Raw genomic sequence first — 23,878 nt, 5'->3', positions numbered from 1 at the left:
TATTAATTAAACTTATACAACTTTGCTAATGTGTCGAATATCAACTTATACAGCTGCTCTCCTTTGTTGGTAAGGTTCTGCCACTCCTTTGTAGTGTCACGCGTTTGTATGAACTGTTTCTTGAATGGGTCGAATAAAGAACCAAATCCCAACACTCCACTCTTACTATAAGTATTGTCTTTACCAATGCCTTCGTTTCTATAGATACATTTATTCCAATCCATCTTCATCAGTTCTTTGAACGTCATTGGAGAGAATAGGTTGGCATTGAACAAGAAGGCATCCTGTCCACCTGCTGAGCGATGGATCTGTCGGAGCCAACCCTCTTGAAGATTGTCTCCCACTTGTTTCACGAAGAAGAGGTTGAAGTATTCTCTCAAACTCTTTGCCTGTGTGATATCCATTTCGACGAACTCTTGGATTTCTTTCTGGCCTCCAGACCTTACACTCTCTACAAAGTCATCCTTGCCATTACAGAAGAGAGAGAAGGCTATCAGCATTCCAAACTTCTGTGCAAATTCCTTGGCTCTCTCCTTACCGACAAAGTCTTCAAAGTCAAGTTTACCACTTTCAGAAACTGCACGATACTCGTAATCAGTCTTATGGAGGTCCTTGTTTTGTTGAAGTTGGCTTTCATCCGTGTTATAGAAATCGAGCGCAGCACAGGCAGCAAGCAGTTCTATGTAGTGGGAGTCATTCTTTTGTTGCTCGCCACCTGTAATTGTTTGTGTTATTGTGTCTTCCTTTCTTTGCATTGGGTTCCAGCTAAGATTATCCGTCCCAAGCATATAGAATTTCTGATAAGTGCTCTTTACCGTAGCGTCATCATCATAGAACATCATTGCTACTTGTGAGTTTAGTGCAAACTTATCACTTGTTGCAATAATCTTCTGATTGTTTAGCTCGCCACCACTTGGCGCTCTAAAGCTGAAATAGGCAGTAAGAAGAGTAGAGCCAAAGTAGGCACTTCTGAGTACGTTGGCAGCTCCATTGCTCATTATCTCAGCAGCTTTAGAGATTGCTTGTGGGATGATAGGGATAGACGAAGCACCTGTTCCGCCGAATACCGAACCAAGGATGAACACTCTTGGTTGGCCGTTCTGAGATGCTCTGATGAGTTCGCTAAGAAATAGCTTCAACTCATTATTTGCTGGTGACTTAGCCGCTTCGAGGATAGAATGATACATCATCATTGATCCTAAATGGGTTTGTGCGCGATAGCCATGGCGGAGGTTGAAGTCTTCCACGTTCTCTGACAACACAAGGTCGGCTAAGTCTGTCTCCTCTCTATGGTTATACTGTGTGTCACCATAGTTAAAGACAGCCTTAAAAGTACTCTTCTGTTCGTAGTTAGGGCTAAACTCGTAATAGTTTATATTAGCAGAGAAGAACGAGTTCTTCAGCGCTACTCTGTTTGCCCTGTCTTGCCCCTTAGTGTTGCAATAGGCATCCTTTACTTCCTTTAAGCGTGAGAAGTTACCGTTGTTTTTGTCAGTGTCAAGTGCCAGTAGGTGAATGTCTGTATCATCAAACATACCCATGGCACACAGGTGGATAAGCGACTCTATGCATCGCATACCTGTTCCACCGATACCAAGTACGAAGAATTGTCTTGCCATGATGATATTATTTTTTTTCTTTGCCGAGTATAGATCCAAACTTAGAATGGCGGAAGGTGAACATTAGTGCAACGCCCGCAACGAGGTAGACACCAAGGTTGATGCCCATACATTTAAGGTTACATGCCTTGAACATATTCTGAAATCCCATGTTATGAATATGTGTCATCACTACTAAATCATTGTATAGCCAAAAGCCCAAAACGGCTATGATTGCTATTACAATGAATGCAATACGTCGTTTGATATACGAACGGTCGTTGCCACCTTCCCATGGGAACATGTTTGAAAGGAGCAGGGCTAAAAGGAGGGCTACGAAGCCAACGACAACAGCATAGACCATTGTGCTGTTCATCAACTGGTTAAGTTGTGAGATGTTAGTTATAGGTGTCATATTAAAATAATTTTAGGTTTAACGCTCATTAGTCTTTACATAGATGGTATAGATAGGACAGGTGCTGATCATTGCTTTAATGTCTGGGTCGGTAAGGCATTGCTCTACGCTCGCTGCTACGGACACATTCTTATTGCCAGGCATGTCTATACTGTCAAAGGTGAAGATATGTTTGTACTTTTCAAATAATGGTTCTACCTTTGATACACAGATGTCTATCTTGAAATAGTTGAAGGGTGAACCATTCAGCACAGGGTCTGGATTGTAGTTCTGTGTATCGAAATGTAAATCAATCTTACCATGTTCGTTGAACTCTTTTGGGTCTACTTTTACGAAGTACTCGCACTCAGCAGGGTCAATCTTAGCCTCTGGCTTCTGCTTAGCATCCTTGGCATTGTAGAAGTCAGAGTACTCCTGATTGATATTATACACCTTAGCCGATACTCCTGTTATGCGATAACCACCGAAACTCTCTCTGTCTAATTTCCATCCAGAGATGAAAGCCTCTCCATCAGGGAGTGGTTGACCTGTATTAGGATTGACTGCATTAACAATCAAGGGCTCTATGCCGTTTTCCCAATCAATCTCCCAGTCTTGCACCTCATAGCCATTTTCATTCGATGATACCTTGGCATTCAGTTGCTGGTTAGGCTCGGTTGTCTGTGCGTTCTTCGATAGCAACTGTGGATGGTCGGCCGAGAGGTGGAACAACTCAACCTGTGGGAACTGTTTGAGGTTGATGGTCTGCATGATACGCTCATAGATATTCCCCTTCAGCCTACAGTCTGTGAAGAGGATGTAGAAACGTTTCTTGTTGAAAGTCTGACCATTATATGGCTCTGTGTAAGGCTCTGAAAGGATATAGATGTCATGTCCCTTCTTCAGCCATGACTTTAAGGCACCAGCCATATAAGGGTTGTTGATATTCCCTTTAGCAATGGATGGCTGGAAATATTCACCATCGGTAAGGAGCACTGACTCGTTGTTCTCATTGGCCATACGCTCTGCTGCCGTCTTGAGGTCGGCATAGTTTGTCTCCTCGATGTTACGTAGGAGCACGAAGGTTGAGTCTGGTTGATGTTGCTCAATACTATTTCCTTTGATAGAGTAATACTTCCTTGTGGCATCGGTCCATGAGGGTACTAATGCCTGAAAGAAGGGAGAGTTCTGCCCTAACGAGATACATTTTGAATAGTCTACATATAGCGATAGCTTGTCAGGTGATATCTCGTCGACGCCCTTACTGAAATAGGTTTGTTGAAATTCGGGTATATACTTCGTGTCTGATACGGTCGCTATCTTAGAGCTACATGCGCTTAGACCTATAAAGCCAAAGATGGTTAAGGTCGCCCATGTAAGTGCTTGCGTCGTCTTTTGTAGCTTACTTTTAAGCTGGTTCCTATTGGTCAATTGATTCTTACAACTGTTAATCATCGCTTTTATGTGATATTTAACATGCTGTTCCCAAGCTGTCAGTAAATTATACGATTGTCTTAACACAACGAGACAAAGGTGGGAACCTGCATTGTAATGCCTTACATAGTGGTATGCCATGGCATCACAAACGCAACGATTGTTACTGTTGTGCTACCTATATTATATTAATGTGTAATGTATTTAGAGTTATTCATTTTCACTGGTTAGGATTTAGGATTATTCCTTCGATGCTGATGTAAAGTTTAATTCTCCCAGCATTTACACGCAGCAAAGGTAAGTAAAAAGTTTTATAATAACGACTAATAACAATACAAAAAAATATTTAATTGTTGTTTTCAGCCTTAATTCCCTTACTGTTTGTGTCTAACTGTAATGCTGGCTCATACTCTTTCCCCAGGTGGCCCCTCCCCCCTTCCCCAGGTGGCCCCTCCCCCTTCCCCTCCCCAAAAGGGAGGGGCGTGATCACCGAGATACCCCTATAAGATGGGTGTAAACTTCGTTATGTCCCTTAATGTTAGTCTTGTAGGGGTAACCTCACATACTACGCCCCTCCCTGCGGGGGAGGGGATGGGGGAGGGGCCACTATCTTGTGAGCTCAAACTGTGCGCCAAAAGGCTCAGTGAACTCTGTGCGCTCTGTGAGAGAAAAAACCTCCCCACAGCGAGTCTCAAGCGTTTTTTTCTCACAGAAAAACACAGATGAACAGAACTCACAGCATTCCACAGAGACATTAAGTCAACCGATTTCACAGAACGTTACAGCCACCTTTAGCTATAACGTTCTGTGAAATCTGTATGCCGGAGGCGTTCTGTGGAATCGAAACGGTGCGCAAAAAGGGTCTGTTAAATCTGTGAGTTCTGTGAGAGAAAAAACTCCCCAGTGTGAGAGAAAGGATTGCCCTCTGTGAGAAGAAGAAACGCTATGTGTCGGCGAGCATATCAGTGTCGTGGTGATTTGAGTAATTCTCTATCCGCATGAAAAACATTTACAAAATGCAGCGAAGTGGCTCTTTATTTACGATGGGAATGTTGGTAAGAAGGTAGAATATAACCAGCACGTTTTCAGATGGTTATGAGTATGGAGCGAGAATATGCCTTTCTTGCATCAAGAAGGGGCTTTTCTTGCATCAAAAAGGGCATGTTCTCGGATGTTGAAGGGCATGTTCTTGAGTGTAGAAAGGCGTAGACAGGATAGGAGAGGGGCGAAAAATGTTTACACGTTCGGGGCATGTGAGAAACGAGGACAGCGTGACGCATGCGGTAGGAAAGACTGGGACAGCTGGCAGGATACTGTGGCGAAGATAGCAAGACAGCGTGGCAAAGACGGGAGGACAGAGCGGAGCAACAGACTGAAAAGACTGAGACAGCTGGCAAGATACCGTGGCGAAGATAGTAGGAAAGAGCGGAGCAGATAGTAGGAAAGACTGGGGCAGCAGGCATGACGGGGCGGAGCAGATAGCTGGAAAGGCTGTCGCTGATGGCAAGGAAGGGGGGAGGGGACGGTCGGAAAGGTGGGGGAAGAATGGGGAAGACAATCGGGAGCAGGAGGGGGGAGGAGGACGTAAAAAGCTGATAAGTATGAAAATTATTGGTTAAAACATTGTAATTTATAAAAATATGGTGTATCTTTGCCACTACGTAACAATAACAATCAAAAGCTAAAAACCAGAAGTAGTTCGCTGAACAGGCCTAAACCTAAGCTTGGAGGACGAAAACGAAAATCTATAAGATGAAAAAGAAAAGAGCAAAGATGCTGCTTGCTGCCCTGTTATTAGCAGTGGGCGAGACCGCTTTTGCTGATGGAACGGTAGTAAGCGGTATTCGACAAATCAACCCAACAACGGTAGAGATTACTTACAGCGATGGTGGTGTGATGACGGTTGACTTCTATGGTAAGAATGTCTTCCGCCTTTTCCGCGACCCGAAGGGGGGCATTGTGCGCGACCCATCCAGCACTCCTCCTGCGCAAATCCTCGTCGACAACCCACGTAAGGACGTTGGACAGCTGAGTATCAATGCGTCGGATGCCGATGTGGACGTGTCTACTGCCGAGCTACGTGTGCGTTTCGACCGCAGCACAGGACTCATGACAGTCACCGACCTCCGCAATGGTAAGGAGGTTATTAAGGAGGTTAAGGGTGTTGACTTTCAGAAGAATCGCACCACGGTGACACTTCGTAATGCCGTGGGAGAGTTCTTCTATGGTGGAGGAGTACAGAACGGACGCTTCTCTCATCGTGGTAAACGCATCGAGATTGTCAATACCAACAGTTGGACCGATGGTGGTGTGGCTTCGCCAGCACCGTTCTATTGGTCGACGGGGGGCTATGCGGCCATGCCTTACACGTTTGCTCCCGGTGTTTATGACTTCGGTAGCACGGACAAGAACACGGTGACGATCAGTCATGACATGCCCTATCTCGACCTCTTCCTGATGGTTGACACGACCCCAGTCGATTTGCTTCGCGACTATTACCAACTGACCGGTAACCCCGTCTTATTGCCTAAGTTTGCTTTCTATGAGGGCCATCTCAATGCCTACAATCGTGACTATTGGAAGGAGACCACCGAGGAAGGCAAGGGAATACGCTTCGAAGACGGTAAGAGATATGTAGAGAGTCAGAAAGACAATGGCGGTATCAAGGAGAGTCTCAATGGTGAGAAGCAGAACTATCAGTTCTCTGCTCGTGCCGTTATCGACCGTTATAAGAAAGACGACATGCCGTTAGGATGGATTCTTCCTAACGATGGTTACGGGGCAGGCTATGGGCAGACAACGACCCTTGATGGTAATATTGCCAATCTTAAGAGCTTAGGCGACTATGCCCGTAAGAATGGTGTTGAGATAGGTCTATGGACCCAGTCAAACCTCCATCCAGTGGACAGTATCTCAGCTCTCCTGCAGCGTGACATCGTGAAAGAGGTGCGCGATGCAGGCGTGCGTGTGCTGAAGACCGACGTAGCATGGGTTGGTGCAGGCTATTCCTTTGGCCTAAATGGTATCGCCGACGTGGCCCATATCATGCCTTACTACGGCAGTGATGCGCGTCCCTTCATCATCACCTTGGACGGATGGGCCGGTACACAGCGATATGGCGGAGTATGGTCGGGCGACCAGACCGGCGGCGAGTGGGAGTATATTCGTTTCCATATCCCAACCTATATAGGCTCAGGCCTCTCCGGAATGGGCAATATCACGAGTGACATGGACGGTATCTTTGGTGGGAAAAACCTCTCCGTAAACATCCGAGACTTCCAATGGAAGACCTTTACACCTATGCAGTTGAATATGGACGGGTGGGGTAGTAACCCTAAGTATCCGCAGGCTTTGGGCGAGCCAGCGACGAGTATCAACCGTTCTTACCTCAAACTCAAGTCGATGCTACTCCCTTATACCTACTCATGTGCCCATGAGGCCGTGACAGGGAAGCCCCTCATGCGTGCGATGTTCCTTGATGATAGCAACGACTACACCCATGGCAGTGCTACACGCTACCAATATATGTACGGTCCATCCTTCCTTGTTGCACCCGTCTATCAGAACACCTCGGCCGATAAGGAGGGCAACGACGTGCGCAATGGCATCTATCTACCGAAGGGAACATGGTACGACTATTTTACAGGAGCTACCTACGAAGGAGGTTGCATACTGAACGACTACTTTGCACCAATATGGAAGTTGCCTGTCTTAGTCAAGTCGGGTGCTATCATTCCGATGGTCAATCCGAATAATAACCCTTCTGAGGTCGATAAGAGTCGACGCATCTTTGAACTCTATCCAGACGGTAAGACAAGTTTTACCCTCTATGATGACGACGGTACGACACAGAAGTATCTCAACGGAGAGGGGGCTACCACGCTCATTACCTCCGACCTTAACGACAAGAAGGTGCTGACGGTTAGCATCGACAAAACCGTGGGAACATTCGATGGAATGGTCAAAAATCAGTCGACAACCTTCTATCTGAACACCAACGCAAAGCCTAAGAAGGTCACTGCCATTGTCGGTGGAAAGAAGATACGACTAACGGAGGCAGAGCAGGGCGACAACACGTGGCAGTATGTTCAGGCTTCTAACATCAATCGTTTCGCAACGGCTGGCAGTGAGATGGAACGCCTACTGGTAACTAAAAATTCCCAAATCATCGTGCGCTTGGCGTCATGTGACATCACGAAGGAGGCCGTGACGCTCCGTGTGGACGGCTTTGAGCAGTTGAGAAAGTCAAACGAGACCTTACGAAAGAAGGGTGTCTTGACTTCTCCCAACCTGCTTGAAGCTGATGTCCAGTCGTATAGTGTCACACCGAAGTGGGCTCCTGTGCAGAATGCCGACTATTATGAGATAGCCTTCAACGGTCAGACTTACACCACCATCCGCCACAACTCGCTTCTCTTCGACGACCTTCAGCCAGCTACCGACTACGACTTTAAGGTGCGGGCGGTCAATAGTGAGGGTGCAAGCGAATGGACGCCACTACACGTGAAGACGGCTGTCAATCCGTTGGAGTACGCTATCAAGGGTCTTACTGCTACCTCAACGGCCCGTGATATGGAAGGTTTTGAAATCCATCGACTCGTTGACTTCAGTACAACAGGCGACATCTGGCACACCTATTATTATACGAAGGCGGTGCCATTCGACTTTACTGTCGACCTACATAGCACTAACACGCTCGACAAACTGCAGTATGTTCCACGCGCAAATGGCGGTAATGGTACGATAACCAAGTGTGATATTGCTGTCAGCAAGGACGGTAGAAACTGGACAGAAATCGGTCCTCAGCAGTGGGCACGAGACGGAAGAACGAAGGAAGTGACGCTGTCTACCCATCCTGTGGCACGTTATGTGAAGGTGAGTGTGAAGGAGGCTGTCGGCAACTTCGGCTCTGGTCGTGAGTTCTATGTCTTCAAAGTGCCTGGCACAAAGACTATCCTTCCTGGCGATATCAACCTCGATGGAAAGGTAGACGAGAACGATTTCACCTCTTATATGAACTATACAGGACTTAAGAAGGGCGATGCCGACTTCGACGGATATATCTCTGGTGGTGACATCAACGGCAACGGCTTGATTGATGCCTACGACATTTCGAATGTTGCCATGCACCTTGAGGATGGTTGGAACGACGATGATGTAGCCCCTGTTGGTGGTAAGGTTTATTACGAATACAACCGTAAGTCTTACGCAGCAGGCGACGATGTCATCATCAAGGTGAGGGGTAAAGGCCTCAAGTCGGTCAATGCCTTCAACCTTGTCTTCCCATATAGTCCGAAGGAGATGAAGTTTGTCAAGGTAGAAACCGACCCATCAATGACGATGCGCAACCTCACCTACGACCGCCGTCACAGCGATGGTTCGCAGGTGCTCTACCCAACCTTTGTGAATGTAGGCGACCACCCAACGCTCAATGGCGACGCCGACCTCCTCGTCATCCGTATGAAGGCTCTTAAGCCATTCACCGTTAAGAACACAACAGCCAAGGGCTTGTTGGTGGATAAGGAGATGAGGGAGGTGGAGATAAAGTAAATGCACTGCGCCAGAAACACGCTGGCACTACACTCTACACCAGTTGGCCCCTCCCCCGGCCCCTCCCCCGTAGGGAGGGGAGTGATATGTGAGGTTACCCCTATTGGGCTGCTTGTGTCATGCGTGGAAAGTCTTATCTTTCACGCTGGGAACTTTTATCTCTCACAGAACTCACAGATTGAACAGACCTCTTTGCGCACTGTTTCGAACTCACAGAAGGCCTCCGGCATACAGATATCACAGAGCGTTTCAGCTATCGTAGACGCCGAACAAGGGGCAACACGAAGCCTACATCCAGCCCATAGGGGTATCTCGGTGATTACGCCCCTCCCTTTGGGGGAGGGGAAGGGGGAGGGGCCACTACTTGCTTTGAATGCTGTGTGTTCTGTTCATCTGTGTCTTTCTGTGAGAAAAAGAATAATTGTGAGACTCGCTGGGGAGGTTTTTTCTCTCACAGAGCGCACAGAGTTCACGGAGGTTTTTGGCACACGTTTCGAGCTCACAGAACGCCTTCGGCATACAGAGTTCACAGAGGCCTCACCCCCAGCCCCTCTCCGAGTGGAGAGGGGAGTAGTATGTGAGGTTACCCCTATTAGCCTGCTAATGATAGAAGATGGGCTGCTAAACATCTGGAAGACATGTAGGGGTATCTCGGTAATCACTCCCCTCTCCATTCGGAGAGGGGCTGGGGGTGAGGCCTCTGTTGGGGGTGATGTATATGAGAGAGGGGAGTTAGTATGATGAAAAAAATCATTACATTAAATGAAGCTAAATGCCCTCTAAATTGTGGTGTGATGCTTCCTGTAATTGGGTATGTAACATTTTTGAAATCAACAAGTTACAAATAGCATTTGAGAACATGCCCTTCTTGCTTCAAGAAGGGCGTTTTCAATGTGCAAGAGGGGCATGTATTCGAACGTAGAAGGGCCTCTTTTTGCTTCAAGCTCAGCTCATTCTCGATTGTAGAAAAGAATGATTAGCGAAAAAACCTTACACTAACAGCCATCGGCCCCTCCCCCTTCCCCTCCCCCGAAGGGAAGGGGAGTGATCACCAAGATACCCCTATAAAAAGGATGTAGGCTTCATTATGTCCCTTATTCGTACCAACATTAGCAGTAACGCTCTGTGAACTCTGTATGCCGAAGGCGTTCTGTGGACTCGAAACCGTGCGCTTAAAACCTCCGTGACCTCCGTGCGCTCTGTGAGAGAAAAAAATCACCAGCGTGAAAGAAAAACCTCCCCACGCCCCACACAAGCAGCCCAATAGGGGTAACCTCACATATTACGCCCCTCCCTGCGGGGGAGGGGTTGGGGGAGGGGCCACCTCCATAGGGGTAACCTCACATACTACTCCCCTCTCCATTCGGAGAGGGGCTGGGGGTGAGGCAACCTTGTCCTCGGGTCCTTCCCACACCCTTTAATTTAGGATTTTTTGGTATAAGCATACGATATATAAGGTGGATATGCACAGAAAAGTGGGTTATTTGATTAAAAATAGTTAATTAATAGTTGTACTGAATACATATCTTAAAATTATTTTCTAAATTTGTCAACCTTCAAAAAGATAAAGTACTGACTATTTACCTAAAGGCAGAAACTTACCTAAAAAGAAGCAATGAAATAATTAAAAACAATAATCAATTAAACTAAACCATTTCTATGAAGAGACTTTTCAAATCTTATTTGTGGATGGTCTTATTGGGTTCACTTGCATGGGCCTCCTGTTCTGATAAGGAAGTAGGGGGTAGTGTTGGAGGCTCCTTTGACCCTTCGCAACCAATTGTCATTAATGACTTCTATCCAGACAGTGGTGGTATTGCTACGCCAATGATTATCACTGGAAAGAACTTTGGTACTGATACCACTGGTCTTTCACTATGGTATGTTGATGAAGATGGAGGTCGTCACCGAGGTGGACTTGTATCCTCTAATGGCGAGAAGCTCTATTGTTATGTGCCAGCAGGCTTGACTTACAAGCGTAACATCAAGCTTGAAGTGACACGTGCGAACGGTAACGACACTATTAAAGGTGAAGGAACCCGTGACTTTAAGTACATCACACAGACTGCCGTAACGACTATCGTGGGTACACAGACAAGTGATGCACATGCTACAAAGGCTGACAAACTGTTGACTTCAAACCTCTCAGCTCCTGCTTACCTTTGTATCGACAATGATAACAATATCTTTGTTGTACAGCATACTTTCAATGATGGTCTTAACGCAAACGGTACAAACTGTGATATTCAGTGCCGTAATGAGAAGAATGAGAATATTGGTGGTATGGTATTGAAGGCTAACTTGAAGAAGGATGAGGTTTCTATCCTTCAGGTGAATAGCGACAAGATTAATGCACCAGCTTACTCAACACTTGATGGTTATGAGGGTGTTTACGTACCAGACGATAGTGGGCGTAAGTATTATAGTTTGTTGAAAGACCAAGGCTATGCCGTTCACAAGCAGCAGTTCATTAATCCTAACGGTTATTCTGACCTTGATAATAGCAACTGGAAGTACTGCTTCGTGATTAATAAGAACGACCAGATGATTTACTCTGTGATGTTTAAGGGTCAGCTTATCCGTATTAATCCTAAGACACGTAAGGCTGAGCTGCTCTTGAAGCGTGTAGGTAAGGATGGTCCTAAGGGTTCAGGTGGTTCAGATGCTTTCTGTACATTCAGCCCTACACAGCCTAACCGTTTGTTCATCTCATTTACCGATGCCCATCAGATTTGGTATGTTGATGTAGACCAGTTGTCAGACAAGGATTCTCTGACTTACCAAGGTGAGCCATACGCAGGTATTTCTTCTTTCGGTACAGTAAACGTCACCGAAGGTAAGGGATGGGAAGATGGAGCATTGAAGAATGCCAAGTTCTGTTATCCACGTCAGATGACCTTCACCAAGGACGGCAAGCTCTATATTGCCGACTCAGGTAACCAGTGTATCCGTATGATTGATACCACGCAAGGCAAGAACGCCCGTGTAACCACCCCAATCGGTGTTCCACAGAGTGCAGGCTTCCAAGATGGTGGTGTCGAGTTAGCCAAGTTTAATTGGCCGACGGGCGTCGCGGTGAGTGCCGATGGGAGTACGGTCTATGTCGCCGACTCGAAGAACCAAGTGATACGAGAGTTATCAATCAAATAGCTAAAAGCCTAATAAATACTACAAACATAGATATATATGAGAAGAACATTATATGTCTTGTGTCTCATGTTGGCTCTATTAACCTATGGAGTCCAAGCCTATTCGCAAGATAATAGTACTGCAAAGCAGTTCTCGGTAGCAGGTGTCGTCTATGATGATACGGGTGAGCCATGTATTGGTGCTACCGTTCGTGTAAAGAACGAACCAGGAACAGGAACCATAACCGACCTGGATGGTAAGTTTGCTATTAAGGTTAAGCCAGGTGCTACACTTCAGTTCGAGTACGTAGGTATGGAGACCGTGCAGCGAACAATCCTTAAGGACGAGCCTTCACTATCGGTGAAGTTCAAGGTAGCTAAGACCAATGCTATCGACGAAGTAGTCGTTACTGGTCTTGTGTCACAGAAGAAGGTGTCAGTAGTGGGTGCTGTCTCTACTATTAATATGGAGGAGTTGCGCACGCCAGGAACCTCTCTCGTGAACATGATTGGAGGCCGTATGCCAGGTGTTATCACCATGCAGCTCTCAGGAGAGCCAGGTCAGAACCTATCTAACTTCTGGGTACGTGGTGTGTCAACCTTTGGTGCTGGTGCAAGCGCCTTGGTCCTCATTGATGGTATCGAGGGTAGCCTCAATGATATTGATGTAGACGACGTTGAGAGCATCTCAATATTGAAGGATGCTGCAGCAACAGCCGTTTATGGTGTGCGTGGTGCTAATGGTGTTGTATTGGTAACTACCAAGCGCGGTTCAAAGGAGAAGATACAGGTTACAGCTCGTGCGACCGTTAAGCTCTCACATCTCAATAAGTTACCAGAGTATCTATCGTCTTACGACTATGCAAGGTTGGCCAATGAGGCACGTGCAATGTCAGGAGAGGCCGACATCTATACGCCAATTCAGTTGGATATCATCAAGAACAACCTCGATCCAGAGCTTTATCCAAACGTAAACTGGATTGACGAGATTATCAAGAGAAACTCTTTGCAAGAGAACTACTACGCCAGTGCGCGTGGTGGTGGAGATGTTGCACAGTACTTCGTGTCAGTAGGTTATCGCCATGAGGGTGCTGCCTATCGTCAGAAGGAAAACCAGTTCCATCAGCCATTGTCCTACGATCAGTTGACTTATCGTGCAAATATTAACATGAACCTCACCAAGCGTTCAGAGCTTTACTTTGGTGTTGATGGTAGCATATCAAACTATACAACTCCGGGAGGTAAGAATACCAACCAAGTGTGGGAGGATGTACTCCAGCTGAATCCATTGATGTTCCCTGTTACATACGCTGACGGAACATTGCCAACCTACGGTCAGAACGACCTTATCTCTCCATTTGCAGCCCTTAACTATCAGGGTTACAACTCAGCTGATAACACTCGTAATATGATTACCTTGAAGTTCACACACCGCTTTGGTGGTATTCTCAAGGGACTCGTGGGTTCTGTTCAGGCTGTTAATGACCGCACATCAGGTTTCAGTGAGCGTCGTTTCGTTAGACCAGACTACTATCGCGCTACAGGTCGTACATCAACAGGTGACCTCATCAAGACCTTACGTTCTAAGCAGCAGGATATGTTTTACTCTTCAGACAATGAATCTTGGAGAAAGTACTACATGGAGGCTAAGTTAGACTATAACACAAGTATCGGTGCTCATAACCTCGGTGCACTTCTCTTCTATTACATGGAAGACACAAAGGGGTCAGAGTGGGGCAATGGTGATGCACTCGGTATCGCAGCTATCCCTAAGCGTCGTCAGAATGTATCAGGTCGTTTGTCATGGGGTTATAACTCTACTTACTTCGTAGATGCTAACTTCGGTTACACTGGTTCAGACATCTTCCCTAAGGGTGAGCGTTTCGGCTTTTTCCCATCAATAGCTGTGGGTTGGGCTCCAACATCCTATAAGTGGGTACAGCAACACCTCCCATTCGTTAACTTCTTCAAGATTCGTGGTTCATACGGTCTTGCAGGTAACGACCAGATTGCAGATAAAGATTCTCGTTTCCCATACTTGACCATTATTAACAACCACGCTGCTACGACATGGGGTTATAACGGACAAGGTATCGTTGAGAAGCAGACAGGTGCTGATAACTTGAAGTGGGAGGTTGCTAAGAAGTTGAACGTTGGTATCGATGCTAACTTCTTCAATGATGCTATCAAGTTGACAGTTGACTTCTTCCGTGATACACGTGACCACATCTTCCAGAACCGTGTTACATTGCCAGAGTATGCTGGTATGGTGACCTATCCAAAGTCTAACGTGGGTCGTATGCACTCTTTTGGTTCAGATGGAAACATCTCTTATTTCCACAAGATAAGCAAAGACATGAACTATACCGTTCGTGCTAACTATACATGGTCACAGAATATTGTAGACTACTTCGAGGAGAATAAGCTTGCTTACGATTATCAGAGCGTGACAGGTATGCCATACAGTGTATTGCGTGGTTACATCTCTGAGGGTCTCTTCAAGAATGAAGACGATATTCGTCAGAGCCCAGACCAGACAGCAGCCTTCGGAGTTGTGCGTCCTGGTGATATCAAGTACCGCGACGTGAATGGTGATGGTGTCATCAACAGTGACGACCGTGTGCCACTATCTTACGGTAACAACGTTCCTCGTGTCATGTTCGGTATTGGTGGAGAGTTCAACTATAAGGACTTTACCGTAAGTTTGCTCTTCAAAGGTAATACCGGTGTAAACTACTACCGAGTAGGTATGGGTCACGACGCAGGCTGGATTCCATTCTATAATGGTGAGATGGGTAATGTATTGAAGATGGTGAACAATCCAAAGAACCGTTGGATACCATCATGGTATTCAGGCGATCCTTCAACGGAGAACCCTAACGCCATGTTCCCACGTCTGTCTTACGGCTCAAATACAAACAACTCACAACTCTCCACATTCTGGAAGAAGAACGGTTCATTCCTTCGTTTCCAAGAGTTGAACTTCCGCTATATATTCCGCCATCGTAAGTGGTTGCGTGCAGCAGGACTTAGTTCATTAGAGTGTGACTTTGTAATTAACAACCTCTTCACTATCGACAGTGCAAAGTACTTCGACCCAGAGCAGGCTTGGTACAATGGTGCGGCTTATCCAATCCCAACCACCTACTCATTGCAAATGTACTTTAGATTCTAAAGGTTCCACCTCTTTAATTAGATTGTAATAATGAAAAAACATATATTAGCTTTGGGCACTGTTGCAGCCTTGTTCGCAGGAATGACCTTCACGTCATGTAACTTCTTGGACCAAGACGACAACTTTAATGCTATCTTCAAGGAAGACTCAGTCTTCCACTCAGCCCAGAATGCAAATGGTTATCTCTTTGCTACACCAACGATGTTCCCATCAGCTGGTAACATCTGGGGTAACTCTTGGAATCCAGGAGAGACGGCCTCTGATGAGATCTGTGTACGTTGGCAGACCAACGAGTTCTGGGGAGCAAAGTTCACAGTAGGTAATGTTAATGCTGAGAACGTTCCTAACTGGGGACAGTGGTATCAGATGTATAAGATTATCAGACGATGCAACCTTATGTTAGAGAAGGTTGACAAGATTGGTGATATGTCTAACAATGATAAGGCAGACTATAAAGCAATGGTTCACTTTATCCGTGGTTATGCTTACTACGTATTGTTGCAGAACTGGGGTCCTTGTCTGATTGTCGGTGACGAGGTTGTATCAACCAGTGAAAAGGCTGATTACTATGACCGCGAGCGTGCAACAATGGATGAGTCAATCGACTATATCTGTAATGAGTTTGCACAGTCACTTCCGGGTTTGAAACGTCCAAGCGAGCAGTCAACAGCTTACTTCGGTCGTCCAACAAAGGGTACTGCCTTAGCACTTATCGCACGTCTTCGTCTCTTGCAGGCTTCTCCAACCTTCAATGGTGGTACTTATGCAAAGCGTTGCTTTGGTGAGTGGAAGCGTAAGAGCGATGGCAAGTATTATGTAAACCAGACTTACGACGCAAAGCGTTGGGCTGTCGCTGCAGCCGCAGCAAAGCAGGTCATCGACCTAAACTACTATACGCTTTACACAGTCGACGCTGATAAGGATAATCCATATCCACTTGACGCATCAGTTCCAACGGCTAAGTTCCCTGATGGTGCAGGTGGTATCGACCCATATCATTCCTTTGCTGATATGTTCAATGGCGAGGGTACAGCAAAGGTAAACCGTGAGCTTATCTGGGCCGATGAGTATTCTGGTCCTGTAATGACCTATTCTCGTCACTCATTCCCTGTTAACTATGGTGGATGGGGTGGTATGTCAGTACCTCAGCGTGTGATTGATTGCTTCTTGATGAAGGATGGTAAGAAGCCAGCAGAGTCTCCACTCTATGAAGCCGACCTAACCAAGCATATCAATCAGAAGAAGTCTATCGGCGATTGTGACATGGCCAACGGTACACCATTAGCCTATGTAAACCGCTCAGCACGCTTCTATGCAAGCATCGGCTTCCCTGGTCGTATCTGGAAGATGAACTCTACCACCGATGGAAGTTATAACAACCAGACTTTCTGGTACTCTATTGATGACTCTAAGGCTGGTAAGAACGCAGCAGGTAACAACCCTAACGACTACTGTATCAGTGGTTACGTACCATTCAAGTACATCCACCCAGATGACTCTTGGCATGGTAAGGATGGTGCTTCGGTTATTCCTAAGCCATTCCCAATCATCCGTTATGCTGAAATACTGTTGAGTTTCTGTGAGGCCGACAACCATGTTCAAGGTTCAGAGAACGTGAAGACATGGGATGCAAACGGTCGTCTCGTAGACGTAGCAGTGACCCGTGACGAGGCAGCTATGGCTCGTTACTTCAATATGATACGCTATCGTGTGGGCTTGCCAGGCGTTGAGGCTGCAACACTCAGCTCTGAGAATGCTTTCGATGAGGTTATCAAGAACGAACGTCAGGTTGAGCTCTTCAATGAAGGTCACCGTTACTTCGACACACGTCGTTGGGGTACTTACTTCACAGAAGACGCTAACAGCTCTAATTGGCGTGGTCTTGATGTTTACAGCGAGAAGAAAGGTAACAACGATGGTCCATTCTTCAACCTCGTAACCATCAACGAACAGAATATCCGCGACCGTAAGGCTCTCCCACGAATGGTATTCCTTCCACTCATACATCGTGAGTTGGTTAAGAGCCCTAAGATGGATCAGAACCCAGGTTGGGATCGTTAATAACGTTAATATTGTAACTATTTATGAAAAAATACAAGTATATATTAGGATGTGCCTTAGCTGCTGTAGCATTGTCATCATGTAACAATTATGACTTTGAGCAGAACTTCTATCCTCATAAGGTAGGCTTGATGGCAGGTTCCAACCGTATCTATGACCGCACCACAGTAGAACTCTCTGCTGTGGAGCAGGGGACGGCTTCTGTCAAGTTAGTGGCTAACTTGAGTGGTTCACAGCTTGCCGACCGTGACTATCACGTGTCTATCGCTCATGACGACTCACTCTTCAATGCGTATAATAAGTCAAACTTCGATATCGACAGTACTAAGTTTGCGCGTCTTCTCCCAGCCGACTGCTATGAAGACCCACAGATGGCGGGTACTATCCCAGCTGGGTCAAACAAGTGCTACTTTGATATCAAGTTGAAGAACCTTGGTACTCTGTCTCCTGACAGTGTCTATTTCCTCGACTACAAGATTGTCAGCCATGATGCAAGTGCAATCGCAACCGACAATAATAAGTTAGGTGTTCAGTTGAATCACGTACTGGTTAAGATTCTATGGAAGAACAATTACGGTTCAACAGCAGAGAATTGGAACTATCAGTTAGTATCTTCTCAGGTGACAAACGTTGAGACCAAGTCAACCACTCGACCTACCAATACTGTCCGTGCCTTCCCTGTAGCGGCTAATGCTGTTCGTTTCCTTGCTGGTGACGAGAAGTGGGATAACTACGAAAAGGCGCTCCATGACATTAATGTGAAGAGTATCGTTGCTACCATCGGTTCAAAGACTGTTACTAATCCTTCAGCTTACAACGTAACACTGAAGCCTTTCAAGCAGGATTCACTCGAGGTAGAGATGCTTACTCCAGTTGGTGAGTATAACAACACATTCTTGCTTAATGAGTTAGGTGGTAGTGCTTCAACCAATCCAACCTACTTTAAGGAGTTCCGCCTCCACTATCGTTATCGCGTGATGAAGAACGCTAAGCAGAGCGATGGAACATGGAAGGTTGGCCCATGGAAGGAAGTGTTAGCAAAGATGCGCTACCAGTATAACCCAAGAGCAGACAAACTTTAACCGTATAAATAACGACGAATAATGAAACTGAAGATTAATTTCCTATTCATACTGTCAGTGCTGTTTGTGGGGACATTAGGCCTCGCATCCTGTGCAGCTGACTATGACACCGACTTTACAAGCAAGGAGCTTGAGGTTCCTCATTCCTCCCAACGAATGATAGCATTCAATAAAGAGGGCGGTGAACAGCAGATTGTTGTAGAGACAAACGTAGCTTTGGAAGACTGGAAGGCGGAGAGTAATGCCGAGTGGCTCACTGTCACGAAGAATCCTGACGGTAAGGGCGTTACGGTTAAGGCTCCAGCTTACGATGGCTTCAAGGCTCGTGAGGCGAAAGTAACTATCTCTCATGGCGAGCGTGCATCCTATGAGATTAAGGTGTCACAGATGGGTTACGAGAGTGTTCTCCGTATTCCTGAGCAGAACCCATTCTTCAATCGTGAGGGTACCTTCTATTCTCTCCTTGAGAGTAAGGTGACAAGTATCGACGTACCAGTTGAGACCAACCTCCATCTCGACCATATCATTGTTCCTGACACTGTATCGTTTGTTCGCTTGGACACAACGAAGACCGTCAAAGAGAATGGTATTGTGAAGCTTCACTTCGACATGGATGCTAACACAACTGCCGAGACTCGCTACTGTACTGTTCGTCTGAAGAGTTCTGACAACTGGGATGCTTCTATCGAGTATGTCATCGAGCAGTCGGCTAAGGGCTATAAGGTGCGTCCTATCTATCCTATGGAGACGAAGGAGGCAGCCGTTGAGATGGTCGACCTCGGTCGTACTTATCGTGTGCCATTCCAGCGTTCTACGGCTGATGGTAACTATGAGATTATCATCCCAGAGGAGGCTAAGAGCTGGCTTTCATCACCTAAGAAATATATCTCTGGTGCGGAGGTTGACTTCACTGCAACGCTCAACAGTACTGATAATGCACGTTCTTGTGATGTGGTTTGTAAGCCTTCTAATAGCAGCGCACAGCCTTTCACTATCCACGTGACCCAACAGCCATTCCAAGACATCGTACCTACTGGTGTCAACGATGTGAACGTTACGCCTGGTAAGGGCCAGTTCACTGTGACTTGGAAGGCGCCTGATGAGGTCAACTATGAGAAGGTTATCGTCAGAGCAAAGAGCAATATGCCGGGTGTACCAGAGTCTGTAAAGGAGGTAGCAGCGAACGAGACGTCTTGTGTCCTCGATAATGTCTTCAAGTTTGCAGGCGACTATACCATCACCGTGACGACTCAGGGCCTCAGAGGTAAGAACACCCACGATCCTGCAACAGCTACTGCTCAGGCTAACGAGTGGTCTGAGTCTGTTGAGATACCGCTCACTGCGGCTATGGTATCATCTAACTCTATGCAGCCAGGGCACGAGGTTGGCGCTGCTGTCGACGGTAATAAGACTACTTACTTCCAGACGAAGAGCAACGGAAACACGAGCGATCCACGTCCTTACATTGATATTACGCTGAACGAAGGTATCAATGGTACGTTCTACCTCGGCTTCGATGAGTATAAAGTTAGCAGTAATGACCGCAACCCTAAGCGTGCTAATATCTACGCTTCATCAGATGTCATCACTGCTGCTACGCCTGTTTCTACACAGACAAACTATCGTTCTGCGAATGCTGTGAGCGAACCACTCGCTTACACAAAGACCAATGGTGCTACTATCACCCATATCCGCTTCGAACCTACACAGCGTAAGAACGGTTCGAATATCAATAATGGTGGTGGCTCATCTTACTGGTATCTCGCTGAGCTTCACCTCTATGTTTACCACGATGAGGCTTGGAAGAAGGAACAGTTAGGTCTGTAATCTGTATTTACCAACCTACTGGCATAGTCCCCCTATGCCAGTGGGTTGTCTTCGTTAATATACTATTCAGGTGATGTGCTATACCTTCGCACGAAAGGTGCGGGGCGTGAACACCACGGGTGCGGAGCCTCCGCACTGTCCTAAAAAGGGGTGAAAGCAAACTTGATACTTACCGAAGAGAAACCTAAAAAACAACTACTTATTAAATACATCTATGTTATTCGAAAGATTTTTACGCAAGAAGACACTCATGGCAGCACTGGCTCTGACCGCTGCTGTGCCAAGTGTTGCGAAAGCTTCGATGCTCTCTGCGGCGCCAACTGCTGATGGAGAGAATCAAAAACTCAAACCGGGAGTTTATTACATTGTTAATGACAAGCGTCAAAAAGGTACTGACCTTCATGTCTTTGTCGATGGTAAAGGCACCTTACATGGGCAGCAATATAGCAGTCCATCAACCGACTTCTCCGACCTCTTCTTACTACATGCTAAGGACGGCAGGTACACCATTCAGAGTCTGAAGAATGCTAAGTACGTTCAGAGTGTGGGTCAAAATAATGAGGTCTATAAGACGGCCGATGATGCTTACAAGTTCCGGATTGAGTATCAGACAGAGTCAAGTGGGACGGGTAAGTCTTACTTCAATATCTATAATAGTAATGCTGAAGCTTGGTGCTGGCACCTCGATGCTCAGAAGGATATCGTTCGTTGGTATCCTTTGAGAGACAATGGTATAACAGCACTCGGCCCAAGTGAGTTCCGCTTCGACCCTGTGAAGACGCTTACAAACGAACAGGTGCTTGCTCGTCTGGCTCAACTGACCAAGGTGGTAGACCCAACAAAGGACCTCACAAAGTATTATCAGATTGTTTCTGACACTTATGGCAGGGCGATGCGTGAGGACTTTATTGTTGGCGAATTGTCTACCTCGGGTTTTAACAGCAGTGATTACTCTTATTATTGGAAGTTAGAAAGGTTGGCTAACGGCCGCTACGTGTTCCAGAATGCTGTGACAGGAAAGTATATCGTTCCTCAGAATGGGCAGACAAGTCGCTCTTATACGACAGCTGAGGGGAAGGGCACTGGCTTTGACCTCCAACGTAACACGGACGATCCATACGTGTTGGCTTTCGAGATGGTCGATGCTAATAATGTTGGTATCCATTGTGCTGAGAGTCAGGGATACCATCCTGTAGGCTGGTACACGCATAACGAGGCGAATAAGTGGGTCTTTAAGGAGGTTACACTTGACCCTGCTAAGCTCAAGGATCAGCAGGAGGCTTACAAGACTCGTGTCGACTTGACCAAGAATGTGGATGTCTATGCTGAGAAGGTGGCTAAGTATTTCACTAACAGTGCTGCTACGGAGGTTACTGCCGCTACAAAGGCGATGACCGATGAGGCTTTGAAGGCGCAGATGACTACCGAGGGTGTGCCACAGGGACTACAGGAGGTTGTGTTGAAGATAAAGAACCAGAGCTGGACTGTTTACCCAAGTGGTCGTAACTGGGAGAAGCTCTTCCGCATCGCTGATTATAAGGTTTACAGCGAGAATAACTATGGTGCTTGGGCGCGTTCAATGGGTATCGGCTACGATTATGGTAGCATGACGAACCCTACAGGTATCACGGCTCGTGATGGCGAGGACCTCTTTGTCTTCCTTGGCGATGATATTCCACAGAATGCAACAGTGCAGATTGAGCTCGTACCATTGGGTACACGCAGTGCTGGTAAGTACTATAACTTGAAGAAGGGATTGAACATTATCCTCAATCAGGGCGAGAACAACGTGTTTGTTAACTATATCGGTCGTACCTTCAACAACGGTAAGTACCTCAAAGACTATAAGCCTATGAACATCCACATCGAGGGTGGTAAGGTGAATGGATACTTCGATCTCACAAAGGGTAACACCAATGAAGACTGGAAGACAATGCAGTCTGATGGCCTTGTATGGGCTAAGGCGTTCAATATGAAAGGCGAACTGATTGTCATGAACATGCCTGGTGATGATTGCAAACGCTATACTCCTGTTCACATGAAGGAGTTGGTTGAAATCTGGAACAGCATCGTACAGCGTGAGGACGACCTCATGGGCTTCCGTGCCGCTAAGCGTGATAAGTGCAACAACGTGCTCAACGCTACTGCTGTCGACCATGGTTATATGTATGCTACGACGGGTGGTACCTATTATAACTACAACACTTTGGCTGATGTTCTCAACTATGATAAGGTGAAGTGGGGCAATGGTACACTCTGGGGTCCTGCTCACGAGTTCGGTCATAACCATCAGCAGCTGTTTAACACGGCTGGTATGACGGAGATTTCGGTCAATATGTACTCTAACATGATAATGTTTACTTCGGGTCGCGTAACCAGCCGCTCTGAAAACTGTTCTTATATAGATGTTGACGGTAAGAAGTATGATGGGGTTTGCGAGAGTGCTGTCTCAACCTATGCTGACCGCTTTGCTAACAAGAAGAAGTGGTTTGAATATGGCACATGGGGCACAACGCAGATGTATTACAAGCTCTATATGATGTTCCATGCGACTGGTCTTGATGATCAGTTCTGGCATAATTGCCTCGATTATCTCCGTACCCACCGTCTTGAAGGACAGGGTACTGCCAACTGTCAGGGCCAGAACGACTACTTACTCTTTGCTAAAGCGTGTTCTTTTGCTGCTAAGCAAGACCTTTCAAGCTTCTTTGAAGCATGGGGACATTTCTATGATGTGAACGGATCTGTCATCGGTGACTACAGTAACACAACCATGTACACCACAAGAGCACAGTGGATTGAGGCAAAGAAGTTCATGCAGAAGTTCCCTAAGGGGCCTGCGAACAATATGATCTTCATTGATGATCATATCCGTCCTACCCCAGCTATCTATCCTAATGCGGCCCCTGGCACAATGCGTCAGGACTTCAATGGTGCCGTACGCATTGGTTCTATGGGCGACTTCGGTTCATGGGACCAGTTTAAGAAGGATAGTCTCGGAACGGGCTGGGCTGTTGTTAAGGAAGAGAAGACCGTTAATGGCCGTCGCACCTATACTATGGAGGCTAAGAACAGCCACGTGGTAGGCTTCAAGATCTACGATAGTAAGGGTAACCTCCTGTACTTTGCGAATACCAAGACATTCACTATTCCTAAGAAGGTGATGGAGGCTGCAGGGAATAACATCCAAGTTAAGGTATGTGGTTCAGATGGTTCTGAGGTCGACCCAGGCAAAGAGCCAACTGGTATTAAGACTTTCACCTCACCATCAAATGGCGGTAAAGTAGATGTCTATAGCATCTATGGTGCCCTCCTTCGCAGTAAGGTGAACCCAGAGACAGCCCTCGAAGGCCTACCTAACGGCATCTATATCGTTGGTGGCAAGAAGGTTGTTGTTGGTAAATAAGCCGAAATGAGAAGGGAGAATAGGGTAGAGTAGCAAAGGTAGAGTAGGGTAGAACCACAAAACCTACCCACAGCTGGTGGCAATCATCATCCCCCACCAGCTGCCCCTCGCCCCTCATCCCCTATCCCCCCTCCCATTTTCAGCGGACCGCTTCCCAATCCACAGCGGTCCGCTTTTTTGTTTCCAGCAATCCGCTTTTTTGTTTCCAGCAATCTTCTCACCC

General features: G+C 46.5%; 11 protein-coding genes. 8 read left to right on the top strand and 3 right to left on the bottom strand.

The genetic code is table 11. The annotated features are described in order from the left end of the window. Window positions 1–2: 2 nt before the first annotated feature. From CHB62_RS02610 to CHB62_RS02600, 3 genes are read right to left on the bottom strand one after another with little or no spacing between them, the layout of a single operon-like run. On the bottom strand, window positions 3–1,619 hold the full coding sequence (locus tag CHB62_RS02610; protein WP_089365590.1) for a hypothetical protein: 1,617 nt from the start codon (window positions 1,617–1,619) through the stop codon (window positions 3–5). 7 nt (window positions 1,620–1,626) lie between these two features. Next, complete coding sequence (locus CHB62_RS02605) at window positions 1,627–2,013, bottom strand: hypothetical protein (RefSeq protein ID WP_089365589.1); 387 nt, start codon at window positions 2,011–2,013, stop codon at window positions 1,627–1,629. Window positions 2,014–2,031: 18 nt separating this feature from the next. Further along, a complete protein-coding gene (locus tag CHB62_RS02600) occupies window positions 2,032–3,447 on the bottom strand; it encodes a hypothetical protein (protein WP_089365588.1) in 1,416 nt (471 codons plus the stop codon). Window positions 3,448–4,829: 1,382 nt separating this feature from the next. Between CHB62_RS02600 and CHB62_RS02590 the strand changes: the two genes are divergently transcribed. From CHB62_RS02590 to CHB62_RS02550, 8 genes are all read left to right on the top strand, one after another. Beyond that, window positions 4,830–5,045 (top strand): hypothetical protein, encoded by a 216-nt coding sequence (locus CHB62_RS02590; RefSeq protein WP_089365586.1) that lies wholly within the window; start codon window positions 4,830–4,832, stop codon window positions 5,043–5,045. Window positions 5,046–5,178: 133 nt separating this feature from the next. Then, window positions 5,179–8,976, top strand: a complete 3,798-nt coding sequence (locus tag CHB62_RS02585) for a TIM-barrel domain-containing protein (protein WP_089365585.1) — start codon at window positions 5,179–5,181, stop codon at window positions 8,974–8,976. Between the two features lie 1,659 nt (window positions 8,977–10,635). Next, on the top strand, window positions 10,636–12,126 hold the full coding sequence (locus CHB62_RS02575) for an IPT/TIG domain-containing protein (RefSeq protein ID WP_089365584.1): 1,491 nt from the start codon (window positions 10,636–10,638) through the stop codon (window positions 12,124–12,126). Between the two features lie 36 nt (window positions 12,127–12,162). Beyond that, window positions 12,163–15,279 carry a SusC/RagA family TonB-linked outer membrane protein gene (locus CHB62_RS02570; protein WP_089365583.1) on the top strand — a complete coding sequence of 1,039 codons (3,117 nt, stop codon included), beginning with the start codon at window positions 12,163–12,165 and terminating at the stop codon, window positions 15,277–15,279. Between the two features lie 30 nt (window positions 15,280–15,309). Next, complete coding sequence (locus CHB62_RS02565; protein WP_089365582.1) at window positions 15,310–17,340, top strand: RagB/SusD family nutrient uptake outer membrane protein; 2,031 nt, start codon at window positions 15,310–15,312, stop codon at window positions 17,338–17,340. 23 nt (window positions 17,341–17,363) lie between these two features. Continuing rightward, window positions 17,364–18,422: a DUF1735 domain-containing protein gene (locus CHB62_RS02560; RefSeq protein ID WP_089365581.1), complete on the top strand. Its 1,059-nt coding sequence runs from the start codon at window positions 17,364–17,366 to the stop codon at window positions 18,420–18,422. Window positions 18,423–18,443: 21 nt separating this feature from the next. Then, window positions 18,444–20,249, top strand: a complete 1,806-nt coding sequence (locus CHB62_RS02555) for a BACON domain-containing protein (RefSeq protein WP_089365580.1) — start codon at window positions 18,444–18,446, stop codon at window positions 20,247–20,249. Window positions 20,250–20,463: 214 nt separating this feature from the next. After that, the gene (locus tag CHB62_RS02550) at window positions 20,464–23,655 is read left to right on the top strand and encodes a M60 family metallopeptidase (protein ID WP_089365579.1); all 3,192 of its coding nucleotides are present in this window, start codon (window positions 20,464–20,466) and stop codon (window positions 23,653–23,655) included. Window positions 23,656–23,878: the final 223 nt, after the last annotated feature.

The sequence above is a fragment of the Prevotella jejuni genome, assembly GCF_900187995.1.
GTDB lineage: Bacteria > Bacteroidota > Bacteroidia > Bacteroidales > Bacteroidaceae > Prevotella > Prevotella jejuni.
This window is presented reverse-complemented; position numbering and strand designations above follow the sequence as displayed.